At 64.1% G+C, this 16,882-nt stretch carries 15 protein-coding genes; 8 read left to right on the top strand and 7 right to left on the bottom strand.

What is annotated here, in order from left to right; genetic code table 11:
- Nucleotides 1–94: 94 nt before the first annotated feature.
- From D5125_05775 to argH, 3 genes are all read right to left on the bottom strand, one after another.
- Nucleotides 95–2,893: a class I adenylate cyclase gene (locus D5125_05775; GenBank protein ID QFY89025.2), complete on the bottom strand. Its 2,799-nt coding sequence runs from the start codon at nucleotides 2,891–2,893 to the stop codon at nucleotides 95–97.
- On the bottom strand, nucleotides 2,880–3,263 hold the full coding sequence (locus D5125_05770) for a nucleotide pyrophosphohydrolase (protein QFY89024.1): 384 nt from the start codon (nucleotides 3,261–3,263) through the stop codon (nucleotides 2,880–2,882). Before D5125_05770 ends, D5125_05775 begins: the two co-directional genes overlap by 14 nt.
- Before the next feature lie 746 nt (nucleotides 3,264–4,009).
- Nucleotides 4,010–5,398 carry an argininosuccinate lyase gene (gene argH / locus D5125_05765; protein ID QFY89023.1) on the bottom strand — a complete coding sequence of 463 codons (1,389 nt, stop codon included), beginning with the start codon at nucleotides 5,396–5,398 and terminating at the stop codon, nucleotides 4,010–4,012.
- Between the two features lie 177 nt (nucleotides 5,399–5,575).
- Between argH and D5125_05760 the strand changes: the two genes are divergently transcribed.
- From D5125_05760 to D5125_05735, 6 genes are all read left to right on the top strand, one after another.
- Entirely contained in the window at nucleotides 5,576–6,619 is a 1,044-nt protein-coding gene (locus D5125_05760; GenBank protein ID QFY89022.1) for a histidine kinase, read from the top strand.
- Nucleotides 6,620–6,723: 104 nt separating this feature from the next.
- Complete coding sequence (locus tag D5125_05755) at nucleotides 6,724–7,476, top strand: response regulator transcription factor (protein ID QFY89021.1); 753 nt, start codon at nucleotides 6,724–6,726, stop codon at nucleotides 7,474–7,476.
- 147 nt (nucleotides 7,477–7,623) lie between these two features.
- Complete coding sequence (gene hemC, locus D5125_05750; GenBank protein QFY89020.1) at nucleotides 7,624–8,553, top strand: hydroxymethylbilane synthase; 930 nt, start codon at nucleotides 7,624–7,626, stop codon at nucleotides 8,551–8,553.
- 178 nt (nucleotides 8,554–8,731) lie between these two features.
- Entirely contained in the window at nucleotides 8,732–9,472 is a 741-nt protein-coding gene (locus D5125_05745; protein ID QFY89019.1) for a uroporphyrinogen-III synthase, read from the top strand.
- 300 nt (nucleotides 9,473–9,772) lie between these two features.
- Nucleotides 9,773–10,966 (top strand): uroporphyrinogen-III C-methyltransferase, encoded by a 1,194-nt coding sequence (locus tag D5125_05740; GenBank protein ID QFY89018.1) that lies wholly within the window; start codon nucleotides 9,773–9,775, stop codon nucleotides 10,964–10,966.
- A gap of 2 nt (nucleotides 10,967–10,968) precedes the next feature.
- Nucleotides 10,969–12,219, top strand: coding sequence for a heme biosynthesis protein HemY (locus D5125_05735; GenBank protein ID QFY91066.2), 1,251 nt, complete (start codon nucleotides 10,969–10,971; stop codon nucleotides 12,217–12,219).
- 122 nt (nucleotides 12,220–12,341) lie between these two features.
- On the opposite strand, the gene D5125_05730 is transcribed toward D5125_05735, so the two are convergent.
- Nucleotides 12,342–12,794, bottom strand: coding sequence for a copper chaperone PCu(A)C (locus D5125_05730; protein ID QFY89017.1), 453 nt, complete (start codon nucleotides 12,792–12,794; stop codon nucleotides 12,342–12,344).
- Between the two features lie 15 nt (nucleotides 12,795–12,809).
- Nucleotides 12,810–13,424 (bottom strand): SCO family protein, encoded by a 615-nt coding sequence (locus D5125_05725; GenBank protein QFY89016.1) that lies wholly within the window; start codon nucleotides 13,422–13,424, stop codon nucleotides 12,810–12,812.
- 142 nt (nucleotides 13,425–13,566) lie between these two features.
- Here D5125_05725 and D5125_05720 point away from each other — a divergent pair, with 142 nt between their 5' ends.
- Nucleotides 13,567–14,202 (top strand): YihA family ribosome biogenesis GTP-binding protein, encoded by a 636-nt coding sequence (locus D5125_05720; GenBank protein QFY89015.1) that lies wholly within the window; start codon nucleotides 13,567–13,569, stop codon nucleotides 14,200–14,202.
- Nucleotides 14,203–14,207: 5 nt separating this feature from the next.
- Nucleotides 14,208–14,711, top strand: a complete 504-nt coding sequence (locus D5125_05715; protein QFY89014.1) for a chemotaxis protein CheW — start codon at nucleotides 14,208–14,210, stop codon at nucleotides 14,709–14,711.
- Between the two features lie 410 nt (nucleotides 14,712–15,121).
- Here D5125_05715 and D5125_05710 read toward each other — a convergent pair whose 3' ends face one another.
- Nucleotides 15,122–15,808, bottom strand: a complete 687-nt coding sequence (locus D5125_05710; GenBank protein QFY89013.1) for a tRNA 2-thiocytidine biosynthesis protein TtcA — start codon at nucleotides 15,806–15,808, stop codon at nucleotides 15,122–15,124.
- A 59-nt stretch (nucleotides 15,809–15,867) separates the two neighbouring features.
- Nucleotides 15,868–16,722 carry a pentapeptide repeat-containing protein gene (locus tag D5125_05705; protein QFY89012.1) on the bottom strand — a complete coding sequence of 285 codons (855 nt, stop codon included), beginning with the start codon at nucleotides 16,720–16,722 and terminating at the stop codon, nucleotides 15,868–15,870.
- Nucleotides 16,723–16,882: the final 160 nt, after the last annotated feature.

Below are 16,882 nucleotides of genomic sequence, written 5' to 3'. Positions count from 1 at the left end.
ATCAGGCAAAACAGCAGGTAGGGGGTTGGGCTGGACATCGATGCTCCGGGTGGCGGGTGGATACTCGCATTCTACGATTAAGGATTGGGTGATGCTATGCCTGGGTCAGCTGCTGCATGATGCGGTTGAGCTGGGTTTCGATCTGGCGGCGGTATTGCAGCAGGCGCATGGTATGCCAGGCATCGCTGCTGTCGAGGGACTGGGGCTGCACCGCGGTCAGGTAGATGGGGTAGTCCTTGCGCCCCTGGCGCAGGGCCAGGATGTGCTCGACTATGGCCTGAAACAGCTGCTTGCCGTGTACCGCCGAGCTGAACTCCACATCGCCACAGCTGAGCACCAACTGCTTGTTGCTCAGCACCATCAGGCGCAGGGGCAGGTAGTTGCTGTCCAACTCCGACTCGGGCGGGGCCATGGGGATGGCCAGCCATTGACCCTGACCGGACAGCTCCATGCGGAAATAGCGCGGCGGCTCCTGCAACAGGGCTTCCATGGCATCGTTGGAGGTCAGCCCCTGCCATTGCTGGATGCTGCTTAGGAAGCGGTGCTGCCGGGCCAGCACGAATTGGGGGTCGGTCTCGGTCACCTTTTGGTAGAAGATGCTGCCGTTCTCGTCCATGAAGTAGAGATCAATGCAGGCCCGCTGGCGCAGATAAAACAACTGCAAGCAGCCCTCCTCGGCGTGGTTGCAGATGCTGGTCAGGGGTGATCCGGGGAAGGCGCGGGGGTCGGGCACCAGGGGGCTGAACTGGTCCATGGGTTCGGCCATGAGCTGGTAGAGTTCCTTCTGGCTGGAGATCTCCTGCCAGCCGAAGCCCTCGCCCTGGCGCTGGATCAGGTAATGGGTGTTGGCCAGGGGCAGTATGTAACGACAGCGGCCGCCACTGCCCTCGGGGCCGAATACCTGACCGACGTGGCGGAAGATTTCATCCACCCGGCGGGCGATACTGTTGCCGTAGAGCTTATCGCCGCAGTGTACCTCCAGTTCCGGCAGGTGGGGGGTGCCGGCGCTGCCCAGACTCAGGGTCAGGTATTTCACCAGGGCCTCGACCAGGCCTTGGCCACCCTCATAGCGGGCACAGTGCACCTCCCCCCAGTTGGTGCAGAGGATCTGCTCCAGGCTGTTGATCAGATTTTTCTTTTTGTGACCGAAGCAGAGTGGGTCATAGCTGTCGGTGATGATCGGGCTGCCACTGACCTGCATGCCCTCGGGGTTGATGAACAGGCCGCACTGGCGCAGCCGGGCCGGTCGGCCCAGGGCGCGCAGGGTGCTGCGGAACACGGCGTTGCGATCTGGCAGGAATTTGGCCACCGCCTGGCGCAGCGCCAGCAGTTCCGTCTCGCCCAGCAGGTTCTGGGCAAAGGGGCGCAGTCGGCTATCCTGGGCCAGGATGCCATTGAGGTGCAGCCAGGCGATCAGCTCGGTGAGTATCTCGGATTGCTTCAGCGGCTGCTCGTTCTTGGTCTGTTGCGGGTTGACCGCGCCCAGGTAGAGGCTCCAGTACTGACCGGTGCGGTGCAGGGAGAGCATGGGCTCGGTCAGGTCGGTGGAGATGCCGGGGTTGATGCTGTCGATCTTGCCCGGACGGCGCTCCAGGCTGGCGTAGAGCTTGCGGCCGAGCAGCTTCAGCTCCACCGGGTTGATCTTGCTGCTGTCGCCAAAGCGTTGGGCGAATTCCACCAGCACCTTGTAGCTGCGGGTCAGTTCGCGTACCAGCCGATCACGCTCCTGGATCACCTGGCGCACCTTCCAGCCGCGCCGGTTGTCCAGGCTGATCAGGGTGGTCTTGTCCCAGTCCCAGTCCTGGGTCAGCTGCTCCAGCAGGTCCAGCTGCCAGTTGCTGGCCGTGCGCGAACGCTGCTTGGTCAGGCTGCGGTCCACCTTGAAGTAGAAGCAGCGCCGCGCCAGCTCCAGCCGCTCCAGCTCGTCACGCTGGCTGAGGTAGGCGGCGATACGCCTGTACACCAGCAGATAGGGGTCGAGCTGCTCCACCTGGCCGCTGAACACGGCGGACTTGATGTCGTTGCACAGCCAGTGGATATCCGGGTACTCGCGGGCATAGGCCTCCACCAGCAGGATCTTGAGCACCGATTTGTAGGGCGAGCCTATGCCCTTGAACAGCTGCCAGTGGGCGGTGCCGAAGAACTCATCCGGCGGGATGCGCTGCAGGCCGCCGAAGTCGATGAACTCATCCAGGCTGATGATGCCGCGACCGATCTGGTGCTGGCAGAAGGCCTCGTAATTGGCCTCTTCTGCAACCGGCACGATCCACCACAGGGGGTAGCGGCCGGCGATGTGGATGGCGGTGCGGTAGAACTCCTCCAGCAGGAGGATATGTTGGGTGCTGCCGCTGGACTCCTTGGACAGGGCCTCGCTCTGGCCGGCGCGGAAGCGCTCCAGGTTCATGGCAAAAAAATGCACCTCCAGGCCGTGATCGGCGGCAAAGACCTCGATCTTCTCCAGCTTGCTGCGCAGTTGCTCGAGCTCGGTCTCGTTCAGATTGGGGTCGTGACAGACCCAGAAATCCAGGTCGCTGCGGCGGCTGTAGGCCATGCTGCCAACGCTGCCCATGACGTAGAGGCCGTGGATCACATAGCGTGGCTGGGCGCGGTGGGTATCGTTGAAGCCACGGAACATGCCCTTGGCGATGCGCGCCAGGTCCGGGGTGACCTGGAAGTCGGGGATGCCGGCCGGGGTGGAGCCGGAGACGTAACCGGGCAGCATGGGGTGGTTCAGATGCAGCAGCAGGGGCAGTACGCTGAGTACGTCGGACTTGGTGCTGTGCAGGTCTTCGTAGATACGCTCCAGGCGCTGCCGGTGCAGATCGAGAAAGCGGCAGGTGATGGCGCGAACCTCACGTCGCCCCAGGCCGTGGGAGAGATCAATCGGCTGCATGTCCCGGTCCGTATTCACTGGCCCTGCGGGCATCGCCCCGCACCCGCTCGGCGGGGTAGCGTTGCTGATTGCGTAGAATCTTGGCCTCGGCGGCGGCAATCAGATCGATGTCCAGGCGCTCGGCGGCTCGGATGAGAAAGATCAGGATATCGGCCAGCTCCTCGGCCACCGCTGCTTTTTTCTCCGGCTGGTCACGCAGGTAGGACTGCTCCTGGCTGAGCCACTGGAAATGCTCCACCAGCTCGGCGGCCTCGGCAATCAGGGCCATGGACAGGTTTTTCGGCGAATGAAACTGCTCCCAATCGCGCTCCCGGGCGAACTCCAGCAGGGTCTGATTCAGGCGTTGCAGGCTATCGGGTGGTGAGTCCATGTTACTGCTCTTACTAGATGAAATCCGGGACGCAGAGTACGCAAAGAAGTACCGCGGACGCAAAGGGTTTTTTCAGCTGCCAGCGGCCAGCCATCAGCATAGGGCGGCCCGTGGCCGCCGTGGGTTCGCAGAGGATGGACGCCGCCTCCCGGATTCCGCTGCACAAGGATGTGCGAGTGTCCTGTGAGGCAGGATGCCGATAGGGACCGCTGCGCTGCATCCGGGCTACAGCTTCTTCCTCATTCTGGGAGCATTACCCATTTGTTCCAGCCCAAGCTGGTCATTTTTCACCGCATCGATAGGGTAGGCCCAGTGGGAGCGGGCTTGCCCGCGATCCTAAAAAAACGCCCGAAGGGCTCATTCCTTCGAACTTCACCCTTCAAACTTCTGACTTTTCAAGCGCCCTTCGCGGCCAAGGCCGCTCCTACACCCCTGGGCTGGCCGATGGGAGCGGGCTTGCCTGCGATTCCAGTCGCTTGCTGATCGAGGTGAGACAAGTGGGTAATGCTCCCCTCATTCTTCTCTGCGTTCTTTGCGCTTCTTTGCGTTCTCTGCGTCCCATGATTTCTGCCCCAGGGTCCGGTAGTGGGTGGATGCTGCCAACCCGGATTCCGCTGCACAAGGATGTGCGAGTGTCCTGTGAGGCAGGATGCCGATAGGGATCGCTGCGCTGCATCCGGGCTACAACTTCTTCCTCATTCTTCTCTGCGTCCTTTGCGCTCCTTTGCGTTCTCTGCGTCCCATTTTCAGTTCAGCTCCAGTCGCTGGCGGGCGCGCTGGATCGCCTCGCGCACCTGGCGCGGGGCGGTGCCGCCGATATGGTCCCGCGCCGCCAGGGAGCCCTCCAGACTGAGTACGGTATAGACGTCCGCGCCGATCAGCGGCGAGAATGGCTGTAGCTCGGCCAGGGGGATCTCCGCCAGGTCGCGGCCGCTTGCCACCCCCAGGGCCACCGCCTTGCCCACCACCTCATGGGCATCGCGGAAGGCCAGGCCCTGGCGCACCAGATAGTCTGCCAGGTCGGTGGCGGTGGCGAAGCCTTTGAGGGCGGCGGCGCGCATGGTCTCGCGGCGCGGGCTGATGGCCGGGATCATGTCGGCAAACACCTTGAGGCAGCCCCTGAGGGTGTCGGCGGTGTCAAACAGGGGCTCCTTGTCTTCCTGGTTGTCCTTGTTGTAGGCCAGGGGCTGGCCCTTCATCAGGGTCAGCAGGCCCATCAGGTGGCCGAACACCCGCCCGCTCTTGCCGCGCACCAGCTCGGGCACGTCCGGGTTCTTCTTCTGCGGCATGATCGAGGAGCCGGTGCAGAAGCTGTCCGACAGCTCAATGAAGCCAAACTGCGCCGAAGACCAGATGATCAGCTCCTCGGACATGCGTGACAGGTGCATCATCAGAATGCTGGCGGCGGCGGCAAATTCGATGGCGAAGTCGCGGTCGGACACCGCATCCAGGGAGTTTTCCGCCGGCCGCTCAAAGCCCAGCCGCTCGGCGACATAGACCCGGTCGATGGGATAGCTGGTGCCGGCCAGGGCGGCGGCGCCCAGGGGCAGGATGTTGACTCGCTTGAGGCAGTCGGCCAGGCGCTCGCGGTCGCGCTCGAGCATCTCGAACCAGGCCAGCAGATGGTGACCGAAGCTGATCGGCTGGGCGGTCTGCAGGTGGGTGAAGCCGGGCATCAGGGTGTCGGCTTCCGCCTCGGCGCTATCCAGCAGGGCGGTCTGCAGGCGCATCAGCTCGGCGCGGATCAGGCCGATCTCCTCGCGCAGCCAGAGGCGCACGTCGGTGGCCACCTGATCGTTACGCGAGCGGCCGGTGTGCAGCTTCTTGCCCGCCTCGCCGATGGCCTCGGTCAGCGCCGCCTCGATGTTCATGTGCACATCTTCACGGGCGATGGACCAGGTGAACTCGCCGCGCTGGATGCGCTCGGCAATCTGCGAAAGACCGGCGACAATGCTGTCCTTCTCCGCGGCGCTGATGATGCCCTGGCGGGCAAGCATCTGGGCGTGGGCGATGGAGCCCTGAATATCAAAGGGTGCCAGGCGCTTGTCGAACTCCACCGAGGCGGTGAAGGCCTCGACAAAGGCATCGATCGGCTCCTGAAAACGGCCGGCCCAGAGTTTGTTGTTATCGCTCATGTATGAAGTTACCGTTGATTTCAGTGCTTAATTCAGGATCGCAAAGCACGCACAGTCGGAAGTTAGAAGTTGGAAGTGTGAAGAGTAAAAGCTACCTAAACCGGCTTTCCCTCTTAGAACTTACCTCTTCAAACTTCACCCTTCCCCCTTCAAACTTCCTGCAAGGAGTATAACCCGGTGCCCCAGCAAAATGCCCCAGATTCCGTCAAGGCCACGCAGGAGCCCTTGTTGCCGGACTTCTGCGCGGTGCGCATCCTGCTGTTTGTGGTGCTCACCACCGAGCTTTTGGTGATGGCCATCAGCCTGGCCGCCGATCCCCTGGATCAGAACTATGTCATTGTACTGGGTCTGCGCTCCCTCTACGGCCAATGGCTGGGGCTGACCAGCGCCGCACTGCTCTGTCGGCTGCGGCCCTGGCTGGCCCGGCACTATGGCCCGGGTGGCCAGGGCATGGCGGCGCTGCTGCTGGTCAGTGGCCTGAGCCTGCTGCTCAGCGCCGGGGCCTGGTGGTTCCTGCGCCCCGGCGAAGAGCTGGGCCTGTTCCTGCTGCGCTTCTGGGGTGCCAGCCTGATCTTCACCGGCCTGTTGCTGCGCTATCTCTATGTGCAATACCTGCAGCGCCTGCAGGCCGAGGCCGAGGCCCAGGCCCGCTTTCAGGCCCTGCAATCGCGTATCCGACCGCACTTTCTGTTCAACAGCATGAACACCATCGCCGGGCTTACCCGCAGCCAGCCCGAGCTGGCCGAGCAGCTGGTGATAGACCTGGCCGATCTGTTTCGCGCCAGCCTGTCCCAGGCCGATCAGCTCTCCAGCCTGGAAGAAGAGCTGGAGCTGGCGCGGCGTTATCTGAACATCGAGGCCCTGCGTCTGGGGCAGCGGCTCAAACTGGACTGGCGGCTTGAGGCCCTGCCCCAGGGCCTGGGTCTGCCACGCCTGAGCCTGCAACCGCTGCTGGAGAATGCCGTGTATCATGGCATCGAGGGGCGGCTGGAGGGCGGCTGCATCCGCATCAGCAGCAGGGTAGAGGGCGACCGCCTGCTGCTGGAGCTGGAAAACCCCCTGCCGACAGGGACCGGGGTCGGCAGCCAGCGGCAGCGCCACGGCCTGGGCCTGGACAACGTCCGCGCCCGCCTCAGCGCCCTCTACGCCAACCGGTTTGAACTGACCACCACCAGCGCCGAGGGCCGCTTCAGGCTGCGCCTGGCCCTGCCCTTGCCTTGAGGATTGGGGAATGGTGAGTGGTGAGTGGGGCTTGTTGCAGGGTGCGCTAACCCCTTGGCTGTGGCACCCTCTGCGCCCTTTTTCAGGGTTTGTCAGGATCACCCATGCGTATTCTCATTGCCGATGACGAGCCCCTGGCGCGGGAGCGCCTGGGCCGACTGTTACAGGAGATCGGCCCGCCCTGGCGGCTGGCGGCCGAGGTGGCCGACGGCCCGGCGGTGCTGCGTCGCTGCGCCCAGGGGGATATTGACCTGGTGCTGCTGGATATCCGCATGCCCGGCCTGGACGGTATGCAGGTGGCGGCCCAGCTGCGCCAGCTGCAACCGGCCCCGGTGGTAATCTTTACCACCGCCTACCCCGAGCGCGCCCTGGATGCCTTTGAGCGCCAGGCCCTGGACTACCTGCTCAAGCCGATCCGCAGGGAACGCCTGCAGCAGGCCCTGGACCGGGCGCAAGCACTGAGCCGGGTGCAGCTGCGCAGCCTGCAGCAGGTCAAGGACAGGCCGACCGATGCCATCTGCGTGCGCCTGCGCGGCGAGCTTTTGCGCATCGAGATTGATGATGTCTATTTCTTCCGCGCCGAGGATAAGTACGTGCTGGTGCGTCACCGCGACGGCGAGGCCCTGCTGGAGGATAGCCTGAAAACCCTGGAGCAGCGTTTCGGCGGGCGTTTTCTGCGTATTCACCGCAACGCCCTGGTCAATCTCAGCTATCTGATCGGCCTGAAAAAAGACCCCGCTGGCTACCCCTGCGCCGCCCTCAAGGGCTGTGATGCCTGCCTGGAGATCAGCCGCCGCCTGCTGCCCCAGGTGCGTGATTGGCTGCGGGGCAGGGGACAGATGACAGATGACAAATGACAGAGTGCTGAGGCACTTCGTGCCAGGTTTATTGATCTGTCGCGCAGCGACACAAAACTCTGTCCTCCGTCCTCCGTCCTCTGTACTAGCGCCGCCGCCCCTTGGGCGTTAGCATGGGCGGCATTTTTCAGTGACCAGGATTCGACCATGAGCAGCCAGATTCTTCGCATTGCCACCCGCAAGTCCCTCTTGGCCCTGTGGCAGGCCGAGCATGTGGCGGCGCGGCTCAAGCAGTTGCACCCAGGGCTTCAGGTGGAATTGGTGGGCATGAGCACCCAGGGCGACAAGATTCTCGACACCCCCCTGGCCAAGATCGGAGGCAAGGGCCTGTTCGTCAAGGAACTGGAGCAGGGCATGATGGATGGCAGCGCCGATCTGGCGGTGCATTCCATGAAGGACGTACCTGTGACCCTGCCCGAGGGCTTTCACCTGGCCGCCATCCTGGAGCGCCACGACCCACGCGATGCCTTCCTCAGCAATCACTACGCCAGCATCGACCAGCTGCCCCAGGGTGCCCGCCTGGGCACCGCCAGCCTGCGCCGTCAGGCCCAGGTGGCGCAGTACCGGCCCGATCTGCGCATTCTCAGCCTGCGCGGCAACATCCACACCCGCATGGCCAAGCTGGATGCCGGTGACTACGACGCCATCATCCTCGCCGCCTCCGGTCTCAAGCGCATGGGTTTTGATGGGCGCATCCGCTCTTGCCTGAGCCCGGAGCAGAGCCTGCCGGCCATAGGTCAGGGGGCGCTGGGCATCGAATGCCGTATCGATGACGAGCGGGTCAATCGCCTGATCGCCCCGCTCAACCACCCACAAAGCGCCACCACGGTGACCGCCGAGCGGGCCATGAACCGACGCCTCAACGGCGGCTGCCAGGTGCCCATCGCCGGTTTTGCCGAGTTGGACGGCAACGGCCTGCGCCTGCGCGGCCTGGTGGCGGAGATCGACGGCAGCCGGGTGATTCGCGCCGAGCGCCGCGACCGCCCGGAAAACGCCGAACTGCTCGGCCTGGCCCTGGCCGAGGAACTGCTTGCCCAGGGTGCCGGCCCCATATTGCAGGCCCTGTATCAGAATTGATGCCGGGGGTGGAGATTGCAGGATCCACGGGCATAGGGCGGCCCGTGGCCGCCGTGCCCTGTCAGAGCCCTGGCCCAGTGGCTTGGCGGCGGGCGCGGCCCGCCCTATGCAATAGGGCAAGCCGGAGTCATAGGCGATAATTTTTAAGTCCCCAATCCCGAATTGGATAGGCCCATCAATGCACACCCCAGGTATTCTGGTCACCCGGCCCCAGGCCCAGGCCGAGGGCTTGTTGCGGCAGGTAGAGAGACTGGGCTGGCGGCCCCTGGCCTTTCCCCTGCTGAGCATAGAGCCTTTGCCGGGCGCGGAACTGGACGTGGCGGGCTATGATTGGCTGATCTTCGTCAGCCGCAACGCCGTGCTGCATGGCCTGCCGCGCCTGCACAGCCGGTTGCCACGGTTGGCGGTGGTGGGCAAGGGCACGGCCGCCGAACTGGCCCGGGCCGGCCTCAGGGTCGATCTGCAGCCCAGCACCACGGCCGATTCCGAGGGCCTGCTGGCCTGCCCCGAGCTGCAACGGATGCAGGGCCAGCGGGTGCTCATCCTGCGCGGCCAGGGCGGTCGCGCCCTGCTGGCCGAACAGCTGCGCCAGCGCGGGGCCGAGGTGGACTATGCCGAGGTCTATCGGCGGCGGCCACCCGATCAGGGGCGGGAGGCGCTGCTGGCGCTCTGGCCGCAGATCGACCTGCTGCTCACCAGTAGCACCGAGGCCCTGGAGAATCTCATCGCGCTGCTCGGTGACCAGGCCCAGGCCCTGCTGGTGGACAAGGACCTGCTGGTGGTCAGCCCCCGTGGCCTGGCCCTGGCCCGGCAACTGGGCCTGAGCCGGGTGATCCAGGCGGAGGGGGCGGAAGACGCCAAGGTGCTCGCCGCCATTCAGCGCTGGGCGGCAGAAGACAGAGGACGCAGAGAGGAATGAACCTAAAAAGAGCATTTGGCCACAGAGCCACAGAGCGCACAGAGAAAAATCAATGTGTTGGAAAGCGAACATTCAACACCTTCTAGGTGAGCCTGGTCTGATATGTAACTCTTTGAAACAACTCTGTGATCTCTGTGTCTCTGTGGCTTAACTGAGGAATATAGGATGAAGCAAACGGCTGGAATCGCGGGCAAGCCCGCTCCCACCGGCCAGCCCAAGGATGTAGGAGCGGCCTTGGCCGCGAAGGCTCCCAGAACACTGAATTGAACAACCGACTGAAACCAAGAGGCACAGCGAATCATGACAGATGAGGCGGACAAACCCCTGAAGGAGATGCAGGCCGAGGAGGGCGATTTTGTTGAGCAGGACGGCGCGCAGCAGGCCCAGAATAACAACTCGGCGCTGCCGCTGATAGGCCTGGTCCTGGGTCTGCTGGCCCTGGCGGCGGTGGCGGCCCTGGGCTGGTTTGGCCAGCAACAAAAGCAGCAGCTGGAACAATTGCAGGCGGGGATGCAGCAGCGTATCGAGGCCAATCTGGCCGGGCTTGCGGCGGCCAAATCGCAGCTGGGCGAGCTTGCGGACATGATCAACCAGCAAAACAGCCTGCTGCAACAACAGGAGGTGCAGGCCGAGCAGCGCCTGGCCATGCTGGAGAAGGAACGCACCCGCTACGAGCGCGGTCGACAGGAGACCCTGCAGGCGCTGGATGCCCTGCAAAAACGCATGGGCCGCAGCACCAGCCGCTGGATGGCCGCCGAGGCCGAATACCTGGTGCGGGTGGCCAATCACCGCCTGCAGTTGGAGGCCGATCCGCGCACCGCCCTGAGCGCTCTGCAGGCCGCCGACGAGCGTCTGCGGGATACTGCCGACCCGCTGTGGACGCCGGTGCGTGAGGTATTGGCGCAGGACATCGCCCGGCTCAAGGGGCTGGCCCCGCTGGATTATGCCGGGCTATCGGCACGGCTGGCCGGGCTGGCCAAGCAGGTGGAACAGCTGCCGGTGAAGACCGCCCTGCTCAACCAGCCCGCCCTGGACGGTGCCCAGACGGGCGAGGAGCCGGTGGATTGGAAAAAGGTCCTGGCCGATGGCTGGCAGGGCTTGCGCTCCCTGGTGGTGGTGCGCCGTCATGACCAGCCCATCAGCGCCATGCTGCCGCCGGAGCAGCGCTTCTTCCTCGGCCAGAACCTGCGTCTGCAGCTGGAATCGGCCCGCCTGGCCCTGTTGCGGCGGGACCAGGCCCTGTACGACGGTGCCCTGCAGACGGCCCGTGACTGGCTCAAGGAATTCTTCGAGGCCGAGGCGGACAGTACCCAGGCCATGGCCCAGGATCTGGCCCAGCTGGCCGGTCTGAAGGTTCGCCTGGAGCTGCCTGATGTGTCCAGCGCCCTGGTGGTATTGCAGCAACAGATGCGGCAGTCCTATCTGGATCGTGATGCTAAGGCCGGGAGTCATGCCGAGGCGGGCACCGATGGCAACGGGGGGGCAAGGCAATGAGGATGTTGTTTGCCGCCCTGGCGGTCATGCTCTCCAGCGTCGCCCTGACCCTGCTGTTGCGCGAGGAGAATGGCTATTTCCTGCTCGGCTACGGGGTCTGGACGGTGGAGGGCAGTCTGGCCCTGTTCGTGCTCAGCGTGTTGTTGCTGTTTTTGCTTGGTTATGGACTGGTGCGTGGCCTGTCCAACCTGCTGGCGGTGCCTGCCAGCCTGCGCGACTGGCGCAGCCAGCGGCAGATCCAGCGTGCCAGAAGCTCCCTGACCAAGGGCCTGATCGCCCTGGCCGAGGGCAACTGGCAGGCGGCGGAGAAGGAGCTGTTGCGCCATGCCGAGCAGTCCGACATGCCTATGATCAACTACCTGGCCAGCGCCCGGGTGGCCCAGGAGCAGGGTGCCGAGGAGCGCCGCGACCAATATCTGCGTCTGGCCCATGAAAGCATGCCCGCAGCCGATCTGGCGGTAGGCCTGATCCAGGCCGAGCTGCACATCCGTCATCAGCAGATGGAACAGGCCCTGGCCACCCTCAATCATCTGCACAATCTGGCCCCCAAACACCAGCAGGTGCTGAAGATGCTGGCCCAGGTGCTGCAGGAGTTGAAGGACTGGGATGCCCTGGTGGAGCTGCTGCCAACCCTGCGCAAGCAAAAGACCCTGGCCAGCGGCGAGCTCTATGCCCTGGAGGTCCGGCTGCAGGTGCATCTGCTCAACCAGGCCGCCGCCAAGGGGGGCGAAGGCCCCCTGCGCCACGTCTGGGAGAACATGTCGCGCACCCTGCAACGGCAGCCCGAGCTGGTGGGCCTCTACGCCCGGTTGCAGATCGGCACGGGCCGTTGCGAGGAGATGGAACAGCTGCTGCGCGAAAGCCTGGAGCAGGAGTGGGACGAGGGCCTGATCGAACTCTACGGCCAGCTCGGCAGCGATGAGCCACTGAAGCTGCTGACCCAGGCCGAACACTGGCTGCAGCAGCGCCCGCGTGACCCGGCCCTGTTGCTGGCCTTGGGCCGCCTGGCCCTGCGCGGCCGCCTTTGGGGCAAGGCGCGTACCTATCTGGAGGCCTGCATCGGCGTGTCTGAATCCCCCGCCGCCTATCGTGAGCTGGGTGCCCTGCTGGAGGGCCTGGAAGAGCCCCAGGCCGCCAGCGCCTGCTACCGCAAGGGCCTGGAGTTATCCACCAGCGGCAAATCCCCGACCCTGCTACTGACAGAGGACAGGGGGCAGATGACAGATGACAGGGGACAGGGGTCAGAGGACTGAGGACAGGGGACTGAGGTCAGAGGACAGATGGCAGAGGACTGAGGGCTTCATGCCAGGTTTATTGATCCGTTGCGCAGCGACGCAAAATTCTGTCCCCTGTCTTCCGTCCTCTGTCTTCTGTTTTAGCGCATCTTCATGCCCATCGGGCTCTTCACCGGGGCACTTAGCTTCTGCTCTGCGCCATCGGCGAACTTCAGGGTCAGGTCCACCTGCTCGCCGGGCTTGAGATTGCCCTTGAGGCCGATCAGCATGATATGCAGGCCACCGGGTTCGAGCACTGCGGCCTTGCCGGCGGGCAGGTCGATCTGCTGCACCTGGCGCATCTTCATCATGCCGTCCTCCATCACATGGGTGTGCAGCTCCACTACCTTGGAGGCAGGGCTGGCGGCACCAACCAGGGCGTTATCGGCGCTGCCCCGGTTGTTGATGGTCATAAAGGCGGCGCTGTTCGGGGTGCCGGGGGGCACGGCGCGTACATAGGGGTTGTCGATGCCGATGGCCGACTCGGCCAACAGGCCGCCGGAGGCCAACAGCAACAGGGCGGAAACAGAGAGTTGTCTGGCTTGGTGGATCATGCAATGCTCCTGGGTTCAGGGTGGGGTGGGTAGCCACTGGCGCAGTACCTGAAGGATCTGTTCAGGTTCGGTGCCGTGGGGAATGCGGGTCTGCAACTGGCCTTGGGCATCGACCAGATACAGCTCGGCGGTATGGTCGATGATGTAGCCCATCTCGGAGTCGGAATCCACCCGGCGATAACCGGCACCGTAGTTGTCCGCCACCTGGCGCACCTGCGCCGGGCTTGCGGTCAGGCCGATGTAGTCGGGATGGAAATAGCTGCTATAGACCTGTAGATGCTCCAGGGAATCCCGCTCCGGGTCAACGCTGATGAAGATTACCTGCAGCCGGGCCTGCTCCTCGGCGCTGAGTTCGTTCACCGCCTGGGTGAGAAAGGCCAGGGAGGTGGGGCAGATGTCCGGGCACTGGGTATAGCCAAAGTAGAGCAACACCAGCTTGCCGCGAAAATCGCTCAGGCTGACCGGCCCGGCCTGGCTGTTGAGCTGGAAGTCGCCGCCCGCCGGGGCCGCGTTGTCGGCACCGGGGCGGGCAGGCTGCCAGAACAGCAGGGCGACGAGCAGGCCGGCCAGACTCAGGGCAATGGCGGCGAGCAGCAGGGGATTGGGGGAGATCGGTTTGGAGGCATTCATGGCGATAGAATCTAATGGATTGCACGGGTGGCTGGCTTGATAATTGTCGTGGGCCGCTACAGCAGGCCAGGGCAGCGGTCCAAAGCCGTTATTGTGCGGGCATTTGCCCCGCTGGGTCGAGTCAAATCACTGAATTATTAGCATGAACCCATTCTATCGCCAGGCCAGCTTCCTGCTCAGCGCCAGCCATATCGGCCAGGCACCGCCCGATCAGGGCCATGAGGTGGCCTTTGTTGGCCGCTCCAATGCCGGCAAGTCCAGCGCCCTGAACGCCATCTGCGACCAGAAGGCCCTGGCGCGTACCTCCAAGACGCCGGGGCGGACCCAGTTGCTCAACTTCTTCGCCCTGGACGGAGAGCGGCGCCTGGTGGACCTGCCCGGCTACGGCTACGCCAAGGTGGCCGAATCGGTCAAGCGCGACTGGCAGAACAACATGGGGGAATTTCTCGCCCAGCGCGGCTGTCTGCGTGGCATCATCCTGGTGATGGATATCCGCAACCCACTCAAGCCGTTTGACGGGCAGATGCTCGACTGGACCGGCCAGCAGGGCCTGGCCTGCCATATCCTGCTGACCAAGGCAGACAAGCTCAGGCAGAAGGCCGCCCAGGCGCAGGCACAGCGGTTGCAGACGCAGTTGCAGGGACACAGCGCCCAGCCCAGCGTGCAGCCCTTCTCCGGCCTGAAAAAACAGGGCGTGGAGCAGGTACATGCCCTGCTGGATGACTGGTTGGGGCGGGACGCCCGAGCCCAGGACCCAGGCCAAACCCGAACGAGGTAAGCACGATGAAGAGCCAGACCGAAGAGCAGATCATCCGCTCGGTGCTCATCCCCCTGAGCGACATGCGCCTGCTGCTGCCCAATGCCCTGGTGGCCGAGGTATTCGGCTATGTCCAGCCGGACCCCATAGACAACAGCCCGGACTGGCTGCTGGGCAGCGTCGCCTGGCGCGGGGTCGGGCTGCCGCTGGTGTCCTTCGAGGCCCTGGTGGGTGGCAACATGGCCCCGCCCGGCATCAAGGGGCGCATCATAGTGCTCTATGGTCTGGGTCGGCAGGTGGAGCAGGCACCCTATGTCGGCATCCTCTCCACCGATGTGCCGCGCCTGTTTCGCGCCTCCGAAGACAGCCTGCAATCGGCCCCGCAGCAGCCAAGCCAAGTCGGTATCAGCCTCTGGGCGCAGAGCGAGGAGGGCCTGCTGGCGATACCCGACCTGGATTACCTGAACCAGTGCCTGGCAGAATCTTTGCCCCCCAAGCCGACGCGGCCTAAAGCCAAACAGGGAACATAGTCGCTGGAATCATGGGCAAGCCCGCTCCCACTGGACAGCCCATGGGTGTAGGAGCGGCCTTGGCCGCGAAGGGTGCTTGATAAAGTTAGAAGTTTGAGGGGTGAAGTTTGAAGGAATGAGCCCTGCGGGCGTTTTTTTAGAATCGCGCCCAAGCCCGCTCCCTATCTGGGTCTATCCTATTGATTTGGCTAGAATAATTAGGCAATGCTCCCAGTGGGTCTGAATCCCCAGTCTAGGAGCCTGTCGGATTTAGGATGCTCCTACTGCGCCGGTGGGAAGAACGGCCCAGAATTGTTTTGAACATTGGCCCCGATTTTCGTTGCCTAGACCAACTATGCGCCTCAAAATCGTGAAAATTTGTTCTCGCTCTCCCACCTTGCTCGCTTCGGGCACCTAAACCCGACAGGCTCCTAGTCCGGGCGCAGCAAATCCTCTTGCCCCGGTTCCATCATCAGCCCCCGCATGGCCTGGCGCAGGCTGGCGAACAGCTGCCTGTTGCGCCTCTCCTCTGCCGCCAGTAGCCGCTTCATGTGTTCGCGCTGGGTGGGGGCGCTGAAGCAGGCCGGGCAGGAGTCGGCGATCACCGGCAGCCCGGCGGCCTGGGCGAAGGCGGCGGTCTGGGTCTCGCGCACATAGACCAGGGGGCGGATGATGCGGATATCGCCGTCCTGATTGCGGTAGTGGGCCTTCATGGTGCGCAGCTGGCCACCGTGGAAGGCCGACATGAGAAAGCTCTCCGCCAGGTCGTCCAGGTGCTGGGCCAGGGCCAGCACGTTGTAGCCCTGCTGGCGGCAGCAGTTGTACATGATGCCGCGCTTCATGCGCGAGCAGTAGGAGCAGAAGGAGTCACCGTCCATGTGTCGCCGCGCCTGTTCCAGGATCGGCTGCCGCTCGTAGTGCCAGCTCAGGCCCAGCCCGTCGTAGTAGTCCTTCAGGGCCTGGGGGTCAAAGCCCTCCACCTCGGGGTCCACGGTGAGTACCCCCAGCTCGAAACGCACCGGGGCATAGCCCTGTAGATGCCGGAGCACCTGCAACAGGCTTAGGGAGTCCTTGCCGCCGGACACGCCGAGCAGGATGCGGTCGCCTTCGCGGATCATGCCGAAATCGGCAACGGCGCGGCCCACCTTGCGCAGCAGGGCCTTGGGAGGGGTGCCGCTCAGCGCAGGTTTTCCTTGTAGGAGGGGATGTTGGCGTTTTGCGCCTGGGAGAAGTTGGCGAAGTCCATGGATACCGTGGCCAGCTCCACGCCATCGAAATTGGCCCCGCTGACATCGCAGCGATCGAGGATGGCACCGCTGATCACGGCATGGCTCAGATCCACATCGACCAGCTTGGCCTTGCTGAAATCGGCATCCTCGGCGGAGGCGTTGGCCAGGTTGGCACCGCTCAGATCGGCCCGTTTCAGGTTGGCCAGGTTGAGCACGGTGAAGCCCTCTGCCTGGCTGCTGCCGAGATTGCTGTGGCGCAGATTGGCCTGATGCAGATCGGCGCTGTTGAGGTGGCTGTTGCGCAGGTCGGCCTGCTCCAGCTGCACCTCCTGCATGTTGGCGCGGATGAACAGGGCAAAGACCGCCCTGCAGCCGTGCATGTTGCTGCCCTGCAGATCGGCATCGCGCAGGTCGGCATGGGACAGATCGGCCCCTTGCAGGTTGCAGTTGCGCAGATCGACCTTGCGCAGATCGGCACGGCCGAGATTGGCCCCGGTCAGATCGGCCCCGGCCAGGTTGGCCGCCTTGGCGCGGTGGTCATGGCCCAGCCGGGCGCTGGTCAGGTCGGCCCTGGTCAGATCGGCGCGCGCCAGGTAGGCATTCATCAGGTTGGCCCGCCCCAGATTGGCACCGCGCAGGTCGGCCCCCTCCAGGTCCACGTTCTGCAGCTGGGCGCAGCACAGATCCTGGCCGCTCAGGTCCGCGCCGGCCAGGTCCATGGCACGCAGATCGGCATTGGCCAGGCTATCGCCCGCCCAACTGGCCAGGACTTCTCCGCTGTGACGGTGTTTGATTTCGATCATCTGAACCTCTCGGGTTGGTGGGCTGGGGGTGGTGGACTGGATACATTTTAACGAGCATGGGGCGAGCAGCGACACCCCGGAACAGGAAATATGTCAAAGGGGTGAGAGGCCTAATGGCCTGAGTACTTACACTCATTGAAACAACTCTGTGATCTCTGTG

Origin of the sequence: gamma proteobacterium SS-5 (genome assembly GCA_009497875.2) — a bacterium.
GTDB classification, from domain to species: Bacteria; Pseudomonadota; Gammaproteobacteria; order Chromatiales; family Chromatiaceae; genus Magnetovirga; species Magnetovirga frankeli.
The sequence above is the reverse complement of the archived record's forward strand: the minus strand, read 5'-3'. Positions and strand labels throughout refer to the sequence as shown.

Excerpts from the sequence above, each read along its gene's own strand:
- D5125_05735 (QFY91066.2), top strand. The coding sequence starts at position 10,969 with ATGTTGTTTGCCGCCCTGGCGGTCATGCTCTCCAGCGTCGCCCTGACC.
- D5125_05755 (QFY89021.1), top strand. The coding sequence starts at position 6,724 with ATGCGTATTCTCATTGCCGATGACGAGCCCCTGGCGCGGGAGCGCCTG.
- D5125_05725 (QFY89016.1), bottom strand. The coding sequence starts at position 13,424 with ATGAATGCCTCCAAACCGATCTCCCCCAATCCCCTGCTGCTCGCCGCC.
- D5125_05770 (QFY89024.1), bottom strand. The coding sequence starts at position 3,263 with ATGGACTCACCACCCGATAGCCTGCAACGCCTGAATCAGACCCTGCTG.
- D5125_05745 (QFY89019.1), top strand. The coding sequence starts at position 8,732 with ATGCACACCCCAGGTATTCTGGTCACCCGGCCCCAGGCCCAGGCCGAG.
- D5125_05715 (QFY89014.1), top strand. The coding sequence starts at position 14,208 with ATGAAGAGCCAGACCGAAGAGCAGATCATCCGCTCGGTGCTCATCCCC.
- argH (QFY89023.1), bottom strand. The coding sequence starts at position 5,398 with ATGAGCGATAACAACAAACTCTGGGCCGGCCGTTTTCAGGAGCCGATC.
- D5125_05720 (QFY89015.1), top strand. The coding sequence starts at position 13,567 with ATGAACCCATTCTATCGCCAGGCCAGCTTCCTGCTCAGCGCCAGCCAT.
- D5125_05705 (QFY89012.1), bottom strand. The coding sequence starts at position 16,722 with ATGATCGAAATCAAACACCGTCACAGCGGAGAAGTCCTGGCCAGTTGG.
- D5125_05775 (QFY89025.2), bottom strand. The coding sequence starts at position 2,893 with ATGCAGCCGATTGATCTCTCCCACGGCCTGGGGCGACGTGAGGTTCGC.
- hemC (QFY89020.1), top strand. The coding sequence starts at position 7,624 with ATGAGCAGCCAGATTCTTCGCATTGCCACCCGCAAGTCCCTCTTGGCC.
- D5125_05730 (QFY89017.1), bottom strand. The coding sequence starts at position 12,794 with ATGATCCACCAAGCCAGACAACTCTCTGTTTCCGCCCTGTTGCTGTTG.
- D5125_05740 (QFY89018.1), top strand. The coding sequence starts at position 9,773 with ATGACAGATGAGGCGGACAAACCCCTGAAGGAGATGCAGGCCGAGGAG.
- D5125_05710 (QFY89013.1), bottom strand. The coding sequence starts at position 15,808 with ATGATCCGCGAAGGCGACCGCATCCTGCTCGGCGTGTCCGGCGGCAAG.